13 protein-coding genes are annotated in these 17,481 nt (G+C 55.7%); 9 read left to right on the top strand and 4 right to left on the bottom strand.

Going from position 1 to position 17,481, the window contains the following annotated elements; all coding sequences use genetic code 11:
- The first annotated feature begins 38 nt into the window (after positions 1–38).
- The 4 genes from ACWFTY_RS12630 (at position 39) to ACWFTY_RS12615 (ending at position 6,902) form a co-directional block, all read left to right on the top strand.
- Positions 39–1,208 carry a L,D-transpeptidase family protein gene (locus tag ACWFTY_RS12630; protein ID WP_447524541.1) on the top strand — a complete coding sequence of 390 codons (1,170 nt, stop codon included), beginning with the start codon at positions 39–41 and terminating at the stop codon, positions 1,206–1,208.
- Between the two features lie 346 nt (positions 1,209–1,554).
- Positions 1,555–2,886 (top strand): surface lipoprotein assembly modifier, encoded by a 1,332-nt coding sequence (locus ACWFTY_RS12625; protein WP_447524540.1) that lies wholly within the window; start codon positions 1,555–1,557, stop codon positions 2,884–2,886.
- A 31-nt stretch (positions 2,887–2,917) separates the two neighbouring features.
- Complete coding sequence (locus ACWFTY_RS12620; RefSeq protein ID WP_447524539.1) at positions 2,918–5,797, top strand: hypothetical protein; 2,880 nt, start codon at positions 2,918–2,920, stop codon at positions 5,795–5,797.
- A 211-nt stretch (positions 5,798–6,008) separates the two neighbouring features.
- A complete protein-coding gene (locus ACWFTY_RS12615; RefSeq protein WP_447524538.1) occupies positions 6,009–6,902 on the top strand; it encodes an SH3 domain-containing protein in 894 nt (297 codons plus the stop codon).
- Positions 6,903–6,977: 75 nt separating this feature from the next.
- Here ACWFTY_RS12615 and ACWFTY_RS12610 read toward each other — a convergent pair whose 3' ends face one another.
- Positions 6,978–9,875, bottom strand: a complete 2,898-nt coding sequence (locus ACWFTY_RS12610) for a CHAT domain-containing tetratricopeptide repeat protein (RefSeq protein ID WP_447524537.1) — start codon at positions 9,873–9,875, stop codon at positions 6,978–6,980.
- A 214-nt stretch (positions 9,876–10,089) separates the two neighbouring features.
- Here ACWFTY_RS12610 and ACWFTY_RS12605 point away from each other — a divergent pair, with 214 nt between their 5' ends.
- The 3 genes from ACWFTY_RS12605 to ACWFTY_RS12595 are packed head-to-tail and all read left to right on the top strand — an operon-like array spanning position 10,090 to position 12,747.
- Positions 10,090–10,773 (top strand): response regulator transcription factor, encoded by a 684-nt coding sequence (locus ACWFTY_RS12605; RefSeq protein WP_447524536.1) that lies wholly within the window; start codon positions 10,090–10,092, stop codon positions 10,771–10,773.
- 2 nt (positions 10,774–10,775) lie between these two features.
- Positions 10,776–12,113 carry an ATP-binding protein gene (locus ACWFTY_RS12600; RefSeq protein WP_447526892.1) on the top strand — a complete coding sequence of 446 codons (1,338 nt, stop codon included), beginning with the start codon at positions 10,776–10,778 and terminating at the stop codon, positions 12,111–12,113.
- A 4-nt stretch (positions 12,114–12,117) separates the two neighbouring features.
- Complete coding sequence (locus ACWFTY_RS12595; RefSeq protein ID WP_447524535.1) at positions 12,118–12,747, top strand: hypothetical protein; 630 nt, start codon at positions 12,118–12,120, stop codon at positions 12,745–12,747.
- Between the two features lie 340 nt (positions 12,748–13,087).
- On the opposite strand, the gene ACWFTY_RS12590 is transcribed toward ACWFTY_RS12595, so the two are convergent.
- Entirely contained in the window at positions 13,088–13,996 is a 909-nt protein-coding gene (locus ACWFTY_RS12590) for a glutathione S-transferase family protein (RefSeq protein WP_447524534.1), read from the bottom strand.
- A gap of 211 nt (positions 13,997–14,207) precedes the next feature.
- Between ACWFTY_RS12590 and ACWFTY_RS12585 the strand changes: the two genes are divergently transcribed.
- Positions 14,208–14,699 carry a hypothetical protein gene (locus ACWFTY_RS12585; protein WP_447524533.1) on the top strand — a complete coding sequence of 164 codons (492 nt, stop codon included), beginning with the start codon at positions 14,208–14,210 and terminating at the stop codon, positions 14,697–14,699.
- A 122-nt stretch (positions 14,700–14,821) separates the two neighbouring features.
- Here the strand turns inward: ACWFTY_RS12585 and ACWFTY_RS12580 are convergent.
- A protein-coding gene (locus ACWFTY_RS12580) for an IS3 family transposase (protein ID WP_447524532.1) occupies positions 14,822–16,167 on the bottom strand; the annotation gives its coding sequence in 2 pieces (ribosomal slippage) (positions 14,822–15,837 and positions 15,837–16,167; 1,347 coding nt in all).
- Between the two features lie 132 nt (positions 16,168–16,299).
- Positions 16,300–16,704 (bottom strand): MerR family transcriptional regulator, encoded by a 405-nt coding sequence (locus tag ACWFTY_RS12575; RefSeq protein WP_332041292.1) that lies wholly within the window; start codon positions 16,702–16,704, stop codon positions 16,300–16,302.
- An 81-nt stretch (positions 16,705–16,785) separates the two neighbouring features.
- Between ACWFTY_RS12575 and ACWFTY_RS12570 the strand changes: the two genes are divergently transcribed.
- Positions 16,786–17,439: a cation transporter gene (locus ACWFTY_RS12570; protein ID WP_422343021.1), complete on the top strand. Its 654-nt coding sequence runs from the start codon at positions 16,786–16,788 to the stop codon at positions 17,437–17,439.
- The last annotated feature ends 42 nt before the right edge of the window (positions 17,440–17,481 follow it).

Raw genomic sequence — 17,481 nt, 5'->3', positions numbered from 1 at the left:
TTATTGTAGTGCCTGCCAATAGCCTGAAGAGGAATCGTATGAGAATATTTATAACAATATTGAGCGGATTTCTGCTCTCCGCCTCCGCCGTTGCGCAGCCAGTAGATCAAGCAGTAGAAGATATCCGGGATCATCTGATCTGGACCGAACCGCAAATTGTACAATTGCAGCAACTCGTGGATGCACGCGCATCAGAGGGGCTGGGAAACTGCACGATCAGCGATTTTAGCCAGCCGAATTCCGCCAGCGATCCCTATCGGCGATCCAGGCTGGCTTCGGTCGCTGCGAACGAGTTGATGAAAGCCTATCTCGAGGGATGTTCTCCAGCTTCGGCCAGGGCAAAGTGGAATATCAGTAGCGATGACCGCTATATCGATACGCAGCAATTGCTGCTGAAGGCTCTGGTTCGCAATGACCTTGTCGGCTATTTTGAAGCGCTTCGACCGCGCAATCCGCATTATCAGGCGCTGCGCGAAGCCTATGCGACTGAAGTTGACGCAGAGAAGCGCGCGACATTGGCGTTGAACATGGAACGATGGCGCTGGATGCGGCTGGCCATGGGTCAGAAATATCTGTTGGTAAACGCCGCGAGTTTCGAAGTGACTTTGTGGGAAAATGATCAGAAACTCAAAAGCTGGCCGGTTATCGTCGGCAAGACCAAGTCCCCGACGCCGATTTTTGAAGCCACGGTCAGCGGCGTGATCCTGAATCCCTGGTGGGAAATCCCGACATCGATTGTCGCGGAAGGCATCGGATCAATGGTGCGCAACAACCCGGCGGCGGCGCGTCGGAAAGGCTATGTCTTGCAAAACGGCCACTATCGCCAGCGCCCCGGACCCGGCAATGCGCTCGGGCAGATGAAGCTGGTCATGCCCAACTCGTACAGCGTCTATTTGCACGATACGCCTTACAAGAACCGTTTTTCCGAACCGGTGCGGACCTTTAGTCACGGCTGTATCCGGGTTGGCGGCGCCATCGATCTGGACAAGACATTGCTCGAAGGAGCGGCGACGCCAGAGCAGATTGACGAAATATTGGCGAGCCGGAAAACCACCAAATTGTCGCTGACAAAAGCGATCCCGATCTACATCGCCTATTTCACGGCAGAGGGAGCGGAAGACGGCACGATCCGCTATTTTCCCGACATTTATAAAAGGGATGATTTGAAACTGGCGCAGAACGAGCCCCGCCTGGATTGCGCCGCATAGGTGCATTTTATGATCGGTCGAGGCATCTTCATTCCGTGAGATAAGAGCATTTTGGTGTAATCATCCTCGAGCGCGTTGCTCGGATAGCCATTACGTCCGCATTATTCAGAGTTACATTCATCGCCCTTGCGCGTCGCCCTTGTTCTGATGAACAGGGTATCGGCGCTCGCGTCGGGTCAAGCTGCCGATCAACGCGCCCGTCGCCAAGCGAGACCAACGGCAGCTTGATCCGGGCATTCGCCATAATAACCGTTTTTGTCATCTTCCTATCGGCGCTTGTAACAAGCTTATGGCGTCTGGCTGCCCTATCCAATTTTCATATTCAATGAAGTTACAGGGGGCCTGAATGCGCTTTTCCAAAGTCGTCGCGATGTCGACAATCGCCTTTAACACCTGCTTGCTCGCGCTCGCTTCTGCGCCGGCAGCGGCGCAAGGTGACCAGGATGTCAAAAATGCCATGGATCAACTGAGTGCAGGGCAGGCCGAAGCGGCCTATTCCGCACTCAAGCTCCGGGAAGCCAATCGCGCCGGGCAACCGGATTATGATCTCGCGCTTGGTCTGGCCGCACTGGAGAGCGGTCGCCATGGCGAAGCAATTATAGCGTTCCAGCGGATATTGGCACAGCAACCGGACAATGCGCGAGCGCAAGCCGAACTGGCCCGGGCCTACGCTGTGGCCGGTGACATTGATACGGCACGCGCTGAATTCGCAACGGTTCGCGGTGATCCCTCGATTCCTGATCCGGTGCGTAACCGGATTGATGGTCTGGTCAGGACATTGGACCAACAGATCGCCGGCGGGGCAGCGGAGATTACCGGCTATCTCGACGTTGAAGGCGGGTATGACAGCAACATCAATACCGCGACCGACGCGATTTCGATCACCTTGCCGCTCTTCGCATTTCTCGGACCGGCCACGCTCAACGGGCCAGCCCGCGAACAGGATGCCGGATTTTACCAGATCCAGGGCGGCTTGTCCGGCTCGACACCGCTTAGTCGCCAGACGCGCCTGTTCGGCTCGGTTCTGGGCAACTGGCGAGACAATGTCGACACACGTTTTGTCGACCAGGCATCTGCCGTCGGCACAATCGGAATTGCCCATAGCCTTGCCAACGGGGATGTCATTTCCCTGTCCGGACAGGGCCAGAGATTCTGGCTTGGTCATAGCGGCTACCGAACCAGCGTCGGCGGCGATATACGCTATACCAAGCGGCTGTCGGACAACCGCGCCTTGTCGTTCAGCGGGCAATATTTCCGGCTGAACTATGACGGCAACCCGCTGCAGGATGCCGAGCGTTTCTCTGGCAGTATCACTTATGCTGACGACAATATTTACGGCGGCATTGGCGGCGGCAAGGAGGAAACCCGCCGTGCCGGTGCCGACCAGCTCAGCTATGCCTTCGTCAATGCCCAACTCGGCGGCGAATTCGATCTGGGCGACAAGGCGGCAATTATCGCCGGGGCCAGCGTCGAGCACCGTGACTATGATGCACGCGATCCGCTCTTTCTCAAAGGCCGCAAGGACACGCAATATGATGCGTCGCTTGGTGTCCGGTACAAATTTACCGACGCCCTGAGTATCCGCCCACGCGTTACCTATACCCGCAACGACAGCAATATCGGCCTCTATGATTACGACCGCTGGACCGCTTCGGTCGGCGTTCGGCTGAGCTTCTAGTTTCAACAGAATATTCATTGGGAGACAAACCATGACCCAGATTAACCAGAGAAATACCAGCTTGCTGACCGACGTCAAACTGGCCGGTGCGAGCGCCTTGGTGACCACCCTCGCTGCCCTTCTTATCCCCTGTTCGCCGGTTTGGGGTGCCGAGATGGTTTATGTCTCCGCCAATGCCGGGAACCCCTCCGCCCAAAATGGCACGGGTGACCAGCAAATCTCGTCGGGTATGGTGCAGTTGAAGCTTGATGACGGAACAATGGTGAGCATCGTCGGGCCGGCGCGCTATTCGATTGATGCAAGCGGTCAGCTGGAAGTTGCCAGTGGCAGTTTTACGGCATCTGCTCCGAAAGGCGGATCTCCAAAACCGATATTGGCTGGCACTGGCAGCCAGATTACCCTGCGCTCCGGCAGCAGTGCCAGCGGCAAGATCGCTTCCGATGGCAGCTTCTCCGGCTTTGCGCTTTCGGGATCGATGGCGATTGCCAGTAACGGCAAGAGTCGCGATTTCAGGGCCGGAAATGCCTTCCGTGCCAGCACCGGTTCGGGACCATCGGCCACGGTGACCGCAGGCGCACAGCCCAACCGCAGCAGCGGACGCACCGCTTTGCAGCAAGTCCGGCAAGCGCAGCAAACTGCCGCTCAATATCTGGCTAATGCCAGCCAGACCACGCCGACGTCGCTGGGCTTTGCCGGCGTGCCGCAAACCCAGGCCTTCACTCCGGGAACGTTGCAGTCGGCGACCACGCCTGCTCAGTTTCAGGCCATTGTCCAGGCCCAGACCGGCGCACTCGATCCTGCAATTGCCTTGCAATTTATCACAGAGATTTTGGCTGCCGCCAGCAATGGCAATCTGGGGACTTACAGCGGGCTGACGCCAGCGCAAATCCAGGCGTTGCTGTTCAATCTGCAGAGTTATGGCGCACCGTCCGGTATTTCACAGTTCCAGCTGGAAGAATTCTTGCGCGCTTTGGGCGCCGCCGGATATTCTGTCACCGGGATTAGCGGCAGTGGTCCCAGCTTCGGATCGCTTGCCGATTTGCTGGCTCTGGTATCATCGGGTGGCATGATCCCGCCCGGTGATGCGACGGTCCAGGCACTGGTGGATCTGCTGTTCGCCAACGCCTTTCCTCCAGGCCTCGATGTCGACGAGATTGCCCGGCTTTTCCGTCTGGCAGGCTATACTGTTCCGCCGCAATTTGGTGGCGGTACGGGCGGCACTCCTACGCCTTCTCCGACACCTACCCCCACACCTACTCCAACTCCAACACCCACACCCACACCTACCCCGACACCGGGGCCGACGGAGACGCGTAGCAACCAGCTGACCTATGCATTCGGTGCCACCGGACTGGTCGACTTCGGACTGGGGGATATCGATTTGGCCGACGGAAAGATCGAGAAATTCACGAGTATTTTTAACGGGACCACGGCTCTGGGTGACGCGGAAGTCGCGGAATTTGGCTCCTTCGATGATGTGGCATTTGCCCGCTGGACGAATGGCACGATCAACGGGATCACTTATGGCCCCAATCAGGGCTTTCACGTCATGTCGGGTACGGCGTCAACATCGTTCAACCGATCCGGCATGCTGACCTATGATCTGGCAGGATCGACGCGTGTGACCTTGTCCGACGGCAGCGCCGCACCCGGTACATTTTCCGGAATGCTTGCGATATCGGCGGGAGGGATAAATCCAATCGGCTGGGATCTGGAACTGAATGTCGGCAACTATATGTGGCAAACTTCTACGGTTGGCGGGGCAGCAGACCCCTCCCAATCCAACTATGTTATCCAATCCGATTTAACTTTTGGCGGTGCTGTAGCGATCACAGGGTTTGGCGGCGATGCTTGCAAGGGCACTTGTAACGGCAATGTGAGCGGCCAGCTTTATGGGGCCGACGGCGCCTATGCCGGACTTGCATTCAACGTGAATGACAGCTCTTCAGACGGTTTCGTGCAAGCTATCGGGCTTGGTATATTTGCGCTGAACGGCAGCGGAACAGGTGTTTCTCCGCCGGCAGGCTCCGTCCGCGAGAGCCAGTTTATCTCTTACGCGGCAGGAGAGAAAGTCGGAATTGACCGCCGGCTGGGCCAGGTAACCTATGGCGCCAGCGGTGCCCCGATCGGCTATGTTTCCAGCGCGGAGGAAAATCCTGACATTGGTACCGCAAAAGAATTTGAATCGGGCGCAGCCGGCGACATAATCGCCTGGACACGTTGGGCAGACGGCAAGACCGGCGGAAAATTCTATGCGTTTGAAAACGGTTTGGATTATATCGACCGCAATGGCTTCCACATCGTAACCGGGACGCCAGCAACCAATTTGCCCACATCTGGCAAAGTCGATTACAGCTTGATTGGCGCGACCAAACCAAGCGTTCGCGCCGGGGGACTGGGAAGCTTTGAAGGCAGTCTATCCGTCGCTTTCGGTGCGGAAACCCTGGTCGGGGTCAGTGCGCAAGTGGACATGCATGGCAACAGCTACACCTTCGGTACGGCGGGTGGGAGCGCGGATCCGACCAACGGTGGCATGGTGGTCGGCATGGATGCGGACGCCATCGGGCGCTTTTCATCCTATAATCTGAAGGCAAACGGTTCGGGTTCGATCTGCAATGGTGAATGCAATGCGGTCATCACCGGGTTCTTGGCCGGTGTGGGCGGTAAGCACGCGGGCTTCAGCTATACTTTCGGCTCCGGAGGGGCATTTTCGCAAGTGGATGGTGTGGCGGCTTTCGCGGCCCCCGGCGCAGCAGCGACCGTTAACAGTACCAAGATGGACTGGGCTGGCTGGGCCAATCCTGCAGCTAATATTGGTCGTAACTTCAATTTCGGCGATCCGGTCACAGCGAGATTAAACGATATTTCCGACCTCAAGAAAAATCTCGGTTCGCACTTCTCGTTCAAATAGTCGGATGGTCAGCGACCCAGATACCGGCCCGTCGATAAAGATTGCGAGATCATTCGACGGGCCGGTTCAATTTCCAAGCGACCTTAACAGCCTTTGTCATCTCTCTAACAGGAGGTGTAACTGGCACATCCAGCGCTTCTGCGTATTTTTGATCGGGCATCGAGCGGACCACCGCTCATTTTCTTGATAGAATGCGAAGGGGATTATCATCATGACCACGAAGCCAATATTTTCCACAGCACTGACTGCAATTGCCATGGCATCCATTGCCGTTTCAACAGCGCCTGCCGCCGCGAAAGAACAGAGCGTCGAGGTTGTAAAATGCGATGCATCCTATGGAACGATTGCAATCACCGATGGCGACACTCAGGGCTGGAGCAAATTCGGCCTGTCCAGTCCGCGCGGCATGCTGGGCGCAATCGTTCAGGAGTCAGGATGTTTCACTCTCCATACCGGAGCTGACGGCCAACCCACCAATTATCTGATGTCTGCTATTGCCGGTTCCCAGGAAGAAGTGGACCAGACAATGAATGTTGCAAAAACTGCGCTGACCGAAGGTCTGGTCCGGTCTGGAGCAGCGAGCACGGTCCTCAGCAAGGTTCCGATGGGCGGCGCGCTGATGGGGATGTTCGGCGGTCTTGGCGGCAAGAAGAAAACCATCACAGCCGGCCTGCGACTGATGAATCCGGCCAATGGCCAGACATTGATTGCCGGAAGCGGGCAAAGCAAGAAATCGACCATCAAGGTTTTGGGCCGAAGCGACTGGGTGTCAGCCAGCCAGGGGCAGTTCGGACAATATGGCAGCTCGAAGGATGGCAAGATGGTCACCAGTGCTTTTATCGAGGCGTTCAATGGCCTGGCATCGCAGGCCGGAGCCCTTGCTGCGGTACAGCAAACCGCCACTCCAGCCGCGACCGCCAGTACAAGCTATACAGTAGCCGTCGAGACAAAGATGCTTGCTAGCGCTTCGGACTCTGCCGCTGAGGTCCGCGCCCTGCGCGCCGATACACAGCTGGTTCCCACCGGCAACAAAGCGGGGCTGTTCGTCGAAGTCACCGACAATTACGGCACCAAGGGATGGGTTTCAGTCGAGGACCTGCGCTAAAGCGACCCGAGCGCAGGAACGTCGCTGATTGGGAAGGGCGTCCTCCACCCCGGAGGGCGCCCTTTTGCTATGGTTCTAATCGCCGATCAGAATGAACGGTGCCCAGACGGCGGGATGGGATGCCCCCGGTACGCTCGGATCATCCATCAAATCCAGTTGTGCCTGTCGCAGAGCTTCGGCGCGGTCCATGCCTCCGGCAGCATTTTTCACAGTGTCCACCGTTAGCCTGGCCGCGGCATCGTCACGAACGCGCCAGTGTGAAAGAAGCAATGATCTGGCCCCGGCATAGGCGAATGATTTGGCTAGTCCTGAATAAGTCGGCGTTCCAACGCCGGAACCGGAAGCCGAGTTGCAGGCCGACAATATCACCCAATCGGCGTCCAGCCTCAACTGCCCTATTTCCGATGCGGTCAGCAGGCCATCATCCGTGCCTTTATCCGTTTGCGGTGGCGTGAATACCAAAGCGGGCTCACCCAATCCCCGCAACTCTCCATTCACCAGCCCGTGGGTCGCAAAGGCGAGAACAGAATAAGGACGCAGGTCCATCGACTTAATCAGCTTTTCGGTCGCTTCATCACCGGTAATGACCCGAGACAAGTCCCTGCCGAGAGCTTCACTGATATTTGATAGTTCAAGCGTTGCGGAGGGCAAGCTGGGAAGATCGCGCACTTCGCTGACATCGACATTTCCGCTCCGCAACAGATTGGCGAAGACAACCGGACCGTCTTTGGCGCCAGAAAGCGACGGCGCGCCAAACCCTGCAAAACGGATTTCCCGTTGCCGGGAAACCGGGGGCTGGACGAGGTCATTCACACTCATCGGATTGCTGACAGCAAAGCGCTTTATCAGCCATGTGATATCAGTATTGGCCGTCTGCTCGGATACCGGCTCCATGATCAACAGCGATGCAGGAAGCGCCGCCAGAATACCCGCGCTGATCAGGTGTATCTCGTTCTTGTCCTGCAAAAGTTTTTCGACTTTGGGAGGAAAATAATACCGATATAGCGCGTGGGCGCTTTCCATCGCAAATGGCGTTGATTGCCCGGCATCTTGCGAGACGCTTTTCCGGATATCCAGCACCCACTGGTTCAGTTGTCCGGGAGTGGCGGACGTTTTCTGCCAAACATAATCATTCTGCGTGACAGCTGCGACATAGACTCCGTCCAATGCGGGCGTCACCATCACCAGCGGCGCGGATTTGAGCGCGGACTGTACCTTCTCCAGAGCGACGGGTTCCGGCTTTACCAAGGCCCAATATTGGGGGAGGGCGGTCTCGATCCTGGCTGACAGCTCGGCAATTGCTTTGCTGTTTTTCTCCCGTTCGAGAAGAAGAGCGGCTTGCTTCGGCTGATCGCCTTCTGTCGTTGCCCTAGTAAAGCTGGCATCGATTTTCTTGCCGTTTTGCACCAGGTCCTGAAGCATTCGGACCTCGTCCCCGAAACCGGCTTTCTCCGCCACAGACCTTGCCGTCAAACTGCCCGAGACGCTGCTCAGATCGGCAAACTGGGAGAGTTGCATGGCGTCGAAACTCTCCGCCATATTATCCTGGCGGGCCATGATGCCGGCAAATCTTGCAAATTGATCCGTCAGTCCTGTGTCATCCGCAAAATATTCATCGATCGACACCGCGCGATCCAGTATTTTCCGGCGGACTTCCCGATATGCGGCAATTGCCTCGGATGATTTGTTTTCCGGACGTTCGAACGCATTTGCCAGTTCGGTTCTCATAACCGCGAATTTGAATTTCTCCGCTACCGGAAATTTGGCAACCACATCCGCCTGTGCTTCGATCTCGGTCATTATAATTTGTGCTGAATCGTAATTTTCGTTCAACAGATAGTTGTTTACAAGTTCCAGGCGCAATTCGGCGACCGCCGGGTGATTGTCCGGGAGCGCGGACAGAGTCAGTTCCAGCGCTTTTTCAAGATAGGCCTGGCCTTCTTTCAACTGTCCCAGACGGGTGCTGAGCAGTCCGGCCTTGGCAAGGCTATTGCCGGTAAAGCGGCTTTGACTGTTGCCGGGGCTGTTGCCAAAAATACGGGCCGCTTCATCAAACATCGCAACCTGGTCCAGACTGGGCTCGGACTTTGACAGGCAGTCGGCAAGGTTGGTCAGCGTGATCGCCGTATCACGTTTGTCGCGACCCAGGATTTCGGTTCGCAGGTCCAGCGCCCGGCGGAGCAGCGGTATCGCCTCGCCGCAGCGTCCAGCGCTGCTCAGGGCCGAGCCGAGATTATTCAAGGCACCGGCATAAACCGAATGCTGGTCTCCCAGTCGATCCTCGGCATATTGGGTGGCCAGCCGGTTTTCCTTGAGTGCCAATTCGGTATTGCCTGTGGTATTGACCACGGCGGCGAGAGACATCCAATAGGTCACGGCCAGCGTATTATCCGCATCGGTTGGATCCTGAATGGCGGTCGCAATGTCGACCGCCTGCCGGATTTCAACCACGGCTGATTCATAATCGCCGAGCCGGAACTTGGTGCTGCCGATATTGAACAATGCCGCCGCATAGCCTGAGCTTTCTGTGCCATCGGTTTCCCGCCGGATATCCAGAACTTTCTGCTGGATTGCGAGTGCCTCTTCGGCTTTTCCGGTCATGCTCAGAACAACACTGATGTTGTTCAGCGTCGAGATCATCTGCTTGTGGTTATTTAAATTTGCTGCGTCCAATGCAGTCTCTGCTGCACGGAAATTTGCGAGGCTTTGATCAAAGTCCTGGAGATAAAAATAGGCGCCGCCGAGTGCCCCCAATGCCGTGGCTTTGCCGAGTGGACCAACCGCATCATCCGATGTTGCTTCTTCGAGCATAGTCTGGATTTCTGCAATGGCAACTTTCGGTTCCCGGGAAACATCGCGATCCGCCAATGCGATCATTCTGTTGTTTAACGTCTCGCCATTCTCGGCTTGCGCATGGACGGGAGAAAACCCGGTGAAGAGCAAAAAAGCGAACCCCAAAAATCTAGATGCCATTTTGTGCAACCTATCCCAGCATTGCTGATTATCGCCTGGCCATTGCTGGCAAAGTGCAAATCTATTAGCGCCCATGCCAATCCTATGAAAGAAATTACATGTTTGCAAACTGTTGCTTCCGGTTTTCTAACAGCATTTGTCACTGCATTATCTTGAGATGATAATGCTAAGAGCCTAGCTATGATTCAACAGCACTTGAGAACGAGCCAAATTCATGCCGGGTCTTAATATTTTGCACATCGAGGATGACGCACAGACGGCGGAGATGGTTTCTGTCGCGTTGGCCAAGACGGGTGCGAAAGTCATTTGGGCAGCCGACGGGAGCGATGGCCTGCGCCTTGCTGCCGGTTCGAAATTCGATCTTGTGATTCTCGACCGGATGCTGCCGGATATGAGTGGCATTGATATCATTGGTAAATTGCGAGAGGCGGGCGTTGATGTTCCGGTGTTGATGCTGTCGGCTCTGGGCCGGACGGAAAACCGGATCGAGGGGCTGGACGCCGGGGTTGATGACTATCTTGCTAAACCCTTTGAACAGGAAGAGCTGATCGCACGGGTCCGCGCTCTGCACCGGCGGGCCAGCGGCCAATCCCATAGCGCTGTGATCATTTTCGGTGACATGGAATGCCATATAAAGGCGCGCACCGCGCACCGGCAGGGCAGGCATGTCGCGCTCAGTCCCAAAGAATTCGAGCTGTTCAGATATTTCATGCAAAATGCCGGGGAAATTGTAACCCGCGAAATGCTGCTACTCAATGTCTGGAACCTGAAATTCGATCCGCAGACCAATGTCATAGACGTCAACGTCGGACGGCTTCGGCGCAAGCTGGAAGAGGATTTTGACAAACCGGTACTGGAGACGATCTGGGGCGCAGGCTATCGGCTCCACGCGGTTTGAACATGGGCATTTTCTCTTCCTTGTTCGGGCGCTTGAGTTTGATCGTCATCATCGTGTCGATCTTGTCGTCGGCTGCCTTGTTTGTGATGACCGAATGGATCGTGCGAACGGAATCTCAAGAGCAGATTGCGCGCAGCGTCGACACGGATATCGCCGGTCTCGCTGACATTTACATAACCAGCGGTCCGGCTGAGCTCCGACAGCGGATCACGGACCGGCTGCAATTGCAGTCGTCTGATGACAAGCGCTATTATCTGCTGGCTTCGCCAAGCGGCCTCGTAATCATCGGCAACGTCGGATCCTGGCCGGAATTGTCGTCGGAAAATTCCGAGGCAGGGTTTATTCAACTGGAAGACGGCACGCAAATCTTCGCTCGTGCCACGCAGTTGAACCCGGATCTAAAGCTGCTTGTTGGCCGGGACACATCGGCCCAGTCGGCTTTGCTCGGGCGGGTCAGAACCGCTTTTCTCATCGCGGGCCTTTTGCTGGTCCTTATCTTTTTTGTAATCGGTTATTATTCTACCCGCCGGCTGAAGAACCGGCTCGGAACCATAAATGATGCATTCCGCGAAATTGGTGCAGGGAACCTGGCCGTCACTATACCGGTCGACAGACGGGGCGACGAACTTGACCAGCTATCGCAACACAGCAATGCCATGACCAGGCGTCTGGCTTCCCTGCTCGCCGCGCACCGGGATATTTCAGACCATACGGCGCATGAATTGCGCACGCCGCTCATGCATCTGGATAACCGCTTGGTAGCGGCGATGGGTCAGAGCAGAGACCCTCTGCACGGCGAAACACTCGGTCGGGCAAGACAGGATATTCGCGATATTATCACCATGCTGGACTCCCTGCTCGACATAGCATCCAGCCGCGCACAAAAAGGCGACCGGAGCGGCTTGTCACAATGCGATATCTCGGAGATTGCAACCGAAATCACGGAGCTGTTTGCCGAAAGCGCCGAGGATTTGGGGATAAGGTTCAGTACTGACATCAGCCCCGGGGTCAATATGATGGCCAATCCCGCCCATATTCAGCGGATATTGTCCAACCTGCTCGACAATGCCCTGAAATATACCCCCAAAGGCGGCGAGGTGGAACTCGTCCTGAGGCCAGGGCCTGTCATCACGGTGCGAGATAATGGTCCCGGCATTCCAGAGAATATGAGAGAGAAAGTTTTCGAACGCTTTGTCCGTGTTGATGTTAGCGGGGCGAGGGGGCATGGCCTTGGCCTTGCTCTGTCACAGGCACTGGCCGAGCGGAACGGGTTGGTCATTGACTGCCGGGATGCGCAACCTGGAGCGTTGTTCGAGATCAGACCGGAAGGGAGTGATTGATCTAATGTACCGATATTGTTCGATAATTGCACTTGCCGGGTCGGTTTCGATCCTGTCTGCCTGCACCGGCGTCGCTTCGGGCGCGGCTGCACAGACATCTCCCGGTCAGGCTGATGTCGCCAGGCCTGCGGCTGATGCTAGCGCGGTGATGCGGACGGCCGATGCAATCATTGCAGGGCAGGCGGGCGAGAAAAATTCCGATGCAGCGGTGCTCCGCATTGCTGCACAAACGCTCGAAAGCCTTGGAGCCAGGCCCGACGGGGATCAGGAAAACAATCTCTCGAAAAGCTGGAGCGAACAGGCGAGTCTGATCGATCCTTCGACCACGCCACCGGTCTACCGCGGCCGGGCGCTTGGGCCATCCTATAAAAAGGGGATTGTCTCGGCAGGATCGCGGGTCAGTATCGACCAGATTTTTCTCGCAGGAAAAAAGGCATCGGTGGCCCTGGTATCAGCTTCACCCAAACCGATGTCGATCGAGATTAGCGATGGCCAGGGCAAGAATATTTGCACCCGACGCACTTCATCAAAACCGGCAAATTGCGAATGGCTGCCCCTTTTTACTGAGAGATATAAGATAAATATCCGGACCAGCGAGAGCCGGCCGGTAACCTATTATCTGGTATCGAACTAGGCTGGCATCGAACAGCGTTGCGAGAAGTTGTTCCGGACCAGGAGTGAGGTAGAAGCACTTGGTGCCGGTATGAGCATTCATCAGGAGTTTTATTTCTGGTATCGTCGGCGTTGGTGTTCCAGCCTGTCTCGGCATCGCCTGAGGACAACGCAACCCGCATAGTAAATCAACGGGATCGGGATGCCGAGCACTTGCGGTTCATTCTATTGGATCGCAAAACCAATAATTATCCCAGAAAGCCCGATATTGACGGAGAAGTAGAGAGATTCGTCGAGAGCGAGGGACTGGATGTAGCCTTTTTCCTTTGCTCGAATTCTTAAAAGTTACGTTTCAGATTGCGTCAATTCTGCACGGAAAAACCTATGCGCGGGAAATGAACAACGACCTGGCCGGTCAGGGGATCTTCGCGGCTGATCGAGACATGATGATCGGACGAGCCGACAAGCACTCCATTGACCGCGTCGCGCCCGTAGTCGTCGGCGGCAACGGCCACCCGCTTACCTTCGAGTTTGGCGTCCCGAGGCGCAACCTCCCCGGCCATCGGCTCGGATGCCTGCGCGATATCGAGTGCGTCCTCGCGGCTCATCTCTGATCTCTCGCCATGACCGATCGCCTCTACCCGATCCAGCCACTCTGGCACGTGAGTCATGCTCTCGAACAGGCTTGCCGCTGGGGGAAAGGCAGACCGGATGAACCACAGGTTGTAATAGCCATTCGCATCCACCAGGCCGGCGCGGTCACCGGTCAGGAACCTGCGTCCATCTGCAAGCTGGTCGGACAGCAAGGCGACATGTGCCCGCAATTGCGCTTCCATGTGGGGAATAGCTGCCTGCATGGCGGCTGGGTCAAACGGGCGCCCGGAAAGGGCTGCGCGGTCGTTGATAAAAGCGGCCGGGACTTTGTCGCCGAGCCCGCCGAAGATGATCGCGACCGCTGCCTGGAATAGCGCGCGGTCTGACCACATCGCATTGGCATGTGCCAGGCCGTGGTCGCCCTGCGGAAACAACGTCGGTTCAGGAAAACGCCGTTCAAGTTCCCGGACGATTAGCTGGCTGTCACAATATATGTCTGCACCGATCTGCATGACCGGAATACGGCGATATCCGCCGGTCAGTGCAACAAGTTCAGGCTTGGGCATGATGACCGGTTGATCGACCGCAGCCCACGCGAGATTCTTGATGCCAAGGCAAACGCGCACTTTCTCTGAAAATGGCGAACTATCATATTGATGAAACAGAATGTCAGGCATCGTGGACCTTTCCGGTATTGCCACCAATCGATGCAGGATTTAACCGAAGCGGTCAACTTGGTCCCCAAGGCGAGGGTGAAATTAGTCGCTGCCGGGTTTTAAACCTTCGCCTCAGGTCGTACCGGTAATCGGATTTTAGGCCCTGCCTGCGCCAGCGAGTGCGTGCGGGCGCAACGCAGAGAAAGAATTGCATGAGCGCTAAAGTCTGCGATTGGGTCGCTGGCATTACCGCAAATCTTTTGATCGCTCATGGGAGAGGGCCGGAGATGGTAAAAGCCCGACATCGGCTTGTGCCGGTGTTGTTGGCAGGGCTGTCGGAATGCTTAAAACTAGCGCCACAGATGGTCAGCCGAAGGCCGATGCGCTCACGGCGCTAAACGCCTGTTATGTCCTGGCGATGGAGCGCTATGTCGATACGAGGATTTCTTCCGATAGCCAGGGATTGGAGCTATGTATTGATTTGCTGAAGGCATTGCCGGTTCATCATCGTTCTCTGGGCGGTTTTCTGGAGAATGTGGGGGAAAATAGGGCTGCCTATGATCGCGGCCTTAATGACCAGATAGGCAACAAAGTGCGAGCGGCATGTCCCGACGCCGCGACGGTTCGTCTTGGCGCATATGCATATTTTGCTTGGTTTCACGCAGGGTTCGCGAAAACGGACCATAAGGTCAACAACAGCATACCGGCCGATGAAGATTCTTGACGATAGTCATCGGTCGGGCCTATTGTAAAAATTATCGGGTGGAGATTGTCCGTCGTCAGATAATTTGAGACATATGCCGGTTTAAAATAGGCGAGTATTTGGTTCCATCTGGTTGGTTGATATTAGGCGGCTTGTCTGCGGTATTGCAAGCGCCGATGTTCGATGGTTTTTCGTTTGATCCTTTCTCGCTGTTTGATGATGGATTCCGCTCTGCCAAAGTAGGCATCGGCGGGTGTGACGTTTTTCAGGCTTTCGTGATAACGCTGGTGGTTATAGTGCTCGACGAACGCCTCGACCTGCGCTTCGAGATCGCCGGGCAGATAATAATTTTCGAGCAGGATGCGGTTTTTGAGGGTCTGGTGCCAACGCTCGATCTTGCCCTGGGTTTGCGGATGGAACGGTGCACCGCGAACGTGGCGCATCTTCTTGTCGGCCAGATAATCAGCGAGCTCTCCAGCAACATAGCTGGGCCCATTGTCCGATAGCAGACGCGGTTTATGCAACACATGCGCCGACGCACAGCCTGATGCCTCAAGAGCCAGCTCCAGCGTATCGGTGACATCTTCTGCGCGCATGGTCGTGCACAGCTTCCAGCTGATAATATAGCGGCTGTAGTCATCGAGGATCGTCGACAGATAATACCAGCCCCAGCCAATGATCTTGAGGTAGGTAAAATCAGTCTGCCACAGCTGGTTGGGCGCCGTGGTCTTGTCCTTGAACTCGCTGGCGGCTTTCATGACGATGAAGTTCGGGCTGGTGATCAGGTCATGGGCCTTGAGCAGGCGGTAAACACTGGCTTCCGACACGAAGTAGCGCTGTTCATCAGTAAATGTCACAGCCAGCTCTCGCGGGCTCAGCTCGCAGCGTTCCAGCGCCATATTCAGGATATTGTCCTGCACCTCCTCCGGGATCCGGTTCCATGCCCGGCGCGGGCCGGGACGCCGATCTTCCAGCGCCTCTTCGCCGAACCGCTGGTACAGATCATACCAGCGGTAGAAGGTAGGCCGGGCGATGCCCAGCCTGTCGAGCGTCTGCTTGGCAGGCAGATGTGACCGCTCGACGATGCGGATGATCTCCAGCTTTTCGGATGCGGGATACCTCATTCGTCGTCGCCCCCATCCCCGATCATGCTTTTTTTCAGCAGGCGCATCTCGAGCATCTGTTCAGCGACGACCTCCTTCAGATCGCGGGCTTCCTTCCGAAGATCACGGACCTCGTCGCTATTGGCAGCGCGCGCCGTATCGCCAGCGAGCCTGCGCTTGCCGGCTTCCATAAAATCCTTCGACCATTTGTAATACACGCCCTGCGCAATACCTTCGCGGCGGCATAGCTCGGCAATGCTATCCTCGCCGCGCAGACCTTCCAGCACGATCCGTATCTTTTCTTCCGCGCTATATTGTTTGCGCGTTGCTCTGCGGATGTCTTTCACCACCCGCTCCGCGGGGGCTTTTGAGTGTTTTGCTTTCATCTTCGTTCCTTACAGTCACTGCGATGAAACCAAAACACTCACTTATTTTATGCAGCCAGTCTGTCTATTGAATGCTGACGGCGGACAGTCTTGCATTTAAGTGGATCGATAAAACGCACCTTCGCCTGCCATCTAACCGACCGGCGGGTTCAAGCGATTTAGCGCACCTATGATTTCACAATGCTCGGCAGAACCTCCCGAGCATGAGGTTGCAAACAACTTAAGAGCATCCCGTAGCGATGTCAGTTGAACTATTTGGGTATCAATCTTTTCCAAATGCTCTTGCGCAATTTTTGCGGCCGCTTCGCAGTCTTGTTTTGGGCTATCTGATATTTCCAGAAGTGATCGTATTTCATCAATAGAAAACCCAAATCCGCGACTGTGACGGACGAATGACAATCTCCGAACATCGCTTTCCGCATATGTCCGCCTACCCGATGCCGTTCGTGCAGGTTCGGGTAACAGTCCTATATCTTCGTAATAGCGTACTGTGTTTACCTTGGTGCTGGTTTTTTGCGCTAGGTCACCGATCATCATATTGGTCAAATCATTTTCCTTATACGGCCTATTTAAATTAATGCTTGCTTCTACAGTAACTGGAGGTTGTAAGGCAAGCTCATGAGCATGGAAGAAACAGATGAATGCGGCTGCACGGGCGATCCAAAAAGAGCACAGGATGACCCGGCATATCGGCGGGCATTATGGATTGTCATTATCCTCAATATCGGCTTCGGCCTGTTCGAGATTGTCGGTGGATTTATCGCTGACAGCCAAGCACTGAAGGCCGATGCCCTTGATTTCCTGGGCGATGGATCGATAACCCTTGTTGGACTGTTTGCACTTGGCTGGACTGCGGTCCTACGGTCACGTGTGGCATTGATTCAAGGAATTTTCCTTGCCCTTTTGGGTATGGGCGTCATCGGCTTTGCCCTCTTGCGGGCGATTGACCCGGGGGTTCCCGAGGCCGGAATTATGGGAGCACTGGGGTTTTTAGCGCTTGGCATAAATGTGGTGTCTGCCTTTGTTCTTTCGCGCTTTCGCGAGGGCGATGCGAATGTCCAAGCAGTCTGGCTTTTCAGCCGAAATGACGCGATTGCAAATGTCGCCGTAATCTGTGCAGCGGGTCTTGTGGCGTGGACCGGGAAATCCTGGCCTGATATTGCGGTGGCCGCGATCATCGCTTTGATTTTTATCCATTCCGCTTACCAGATTTTGCAAAATGCGTTAATCGAACTTCAAGATCATAAAACGTCGGCGGACAATCCGGCGTGATGCATCTCATCAATCTTCGCACCGCTTCATTGTCCTTGCTGT

This window comes from Parasphingorhabdus sp. NYA22 (genome assembly GCF_976973735.1).
The sequence above is the reverse complement of the archived record's forward strand: the minus strand, read 5'-3'. Positions and strand labels throughout refer to the sequence as shown.

Bases quoted from the DNA above. Each gene is read 5' to 3' on its own strand.
- ACWFTY_RS12605 (WP_447524536.1), top strand. From the start codon at position 10,090: ATGCCGGGTCTTAATATTTTGCACATCGAGGATGACGCACAGACGGCG.
- ACWFTY_RS12625 (WP_447524540.1), top strand. From the start codon at position 1,555: ATGCGCTTTTCCAAAGTCGTCGCGATGTCGACAATCGCCTTTAACACC.
- ACWFTY_RS12570 (WP_422343021.1), top strand. From the start codon at position 16,786: ATGAGCATGGAAGAAACAGATGAATGCGGCTGCACGGGCGATCCAAAA.
- ACWFTY_RS12595 (WP_447524535.1), top strand. From the start codon at position 12,118: ATGTACCGATATTGTTCGATAATTGCACTTGCCGGGTCGGTTTCGATC.
- ACWFTY_RS12630 (WP_447524541.1), top strand. From the start codon at position 39: ATGAGAATATTTATAACAATATTGAGCGGATTTCTGCTCTCCGCCTCC.
- ACWFTY_RS12575 (WP_332041292.1), bottom strand. From the start codon at position 16,704: ATGATGATCGGTGACCTAGCGCAAAAAACCAGCACCAAGGTAAACACA.
- ACWFTY_RS12600 (WP_447526892.1), top strand. From the start codon at position 10,776: ATGGGCATTTTCTCTTCCTTGTTCGGGCGCTTGAGTTTGATCGTCATC.
- ACWFTY_RS12620 (WP_447524539.1), top strand. From the start codon at position 2,918: ATGACCCAGATTAACCAGAGAAATACCAGCTTGCTGACCGACGTCAAA.
- ACWFTY_RS12615 (WP_447524538.1), top strand. From the start codon at position 6,009: ATGACCACGAAGCCAATATTTTCCACAGCACTGACTGCAATTGCCATG.
- ACWFTY_RS12610 (WP_447524537.1), bottom strand. From the start codon at position 9,875: ATGGCATCTAGATTTTTGGGGTTCGCTTTTTTGCTCTTCACCGGGTTT.
- ACWFTY_RS12590 (WP_447524534.1), bottom strand. From the start codon at position 13,996: ATGCCTGACATTCTGTTTCATCAATATGATAGTTCGCCATTTTCAGAG.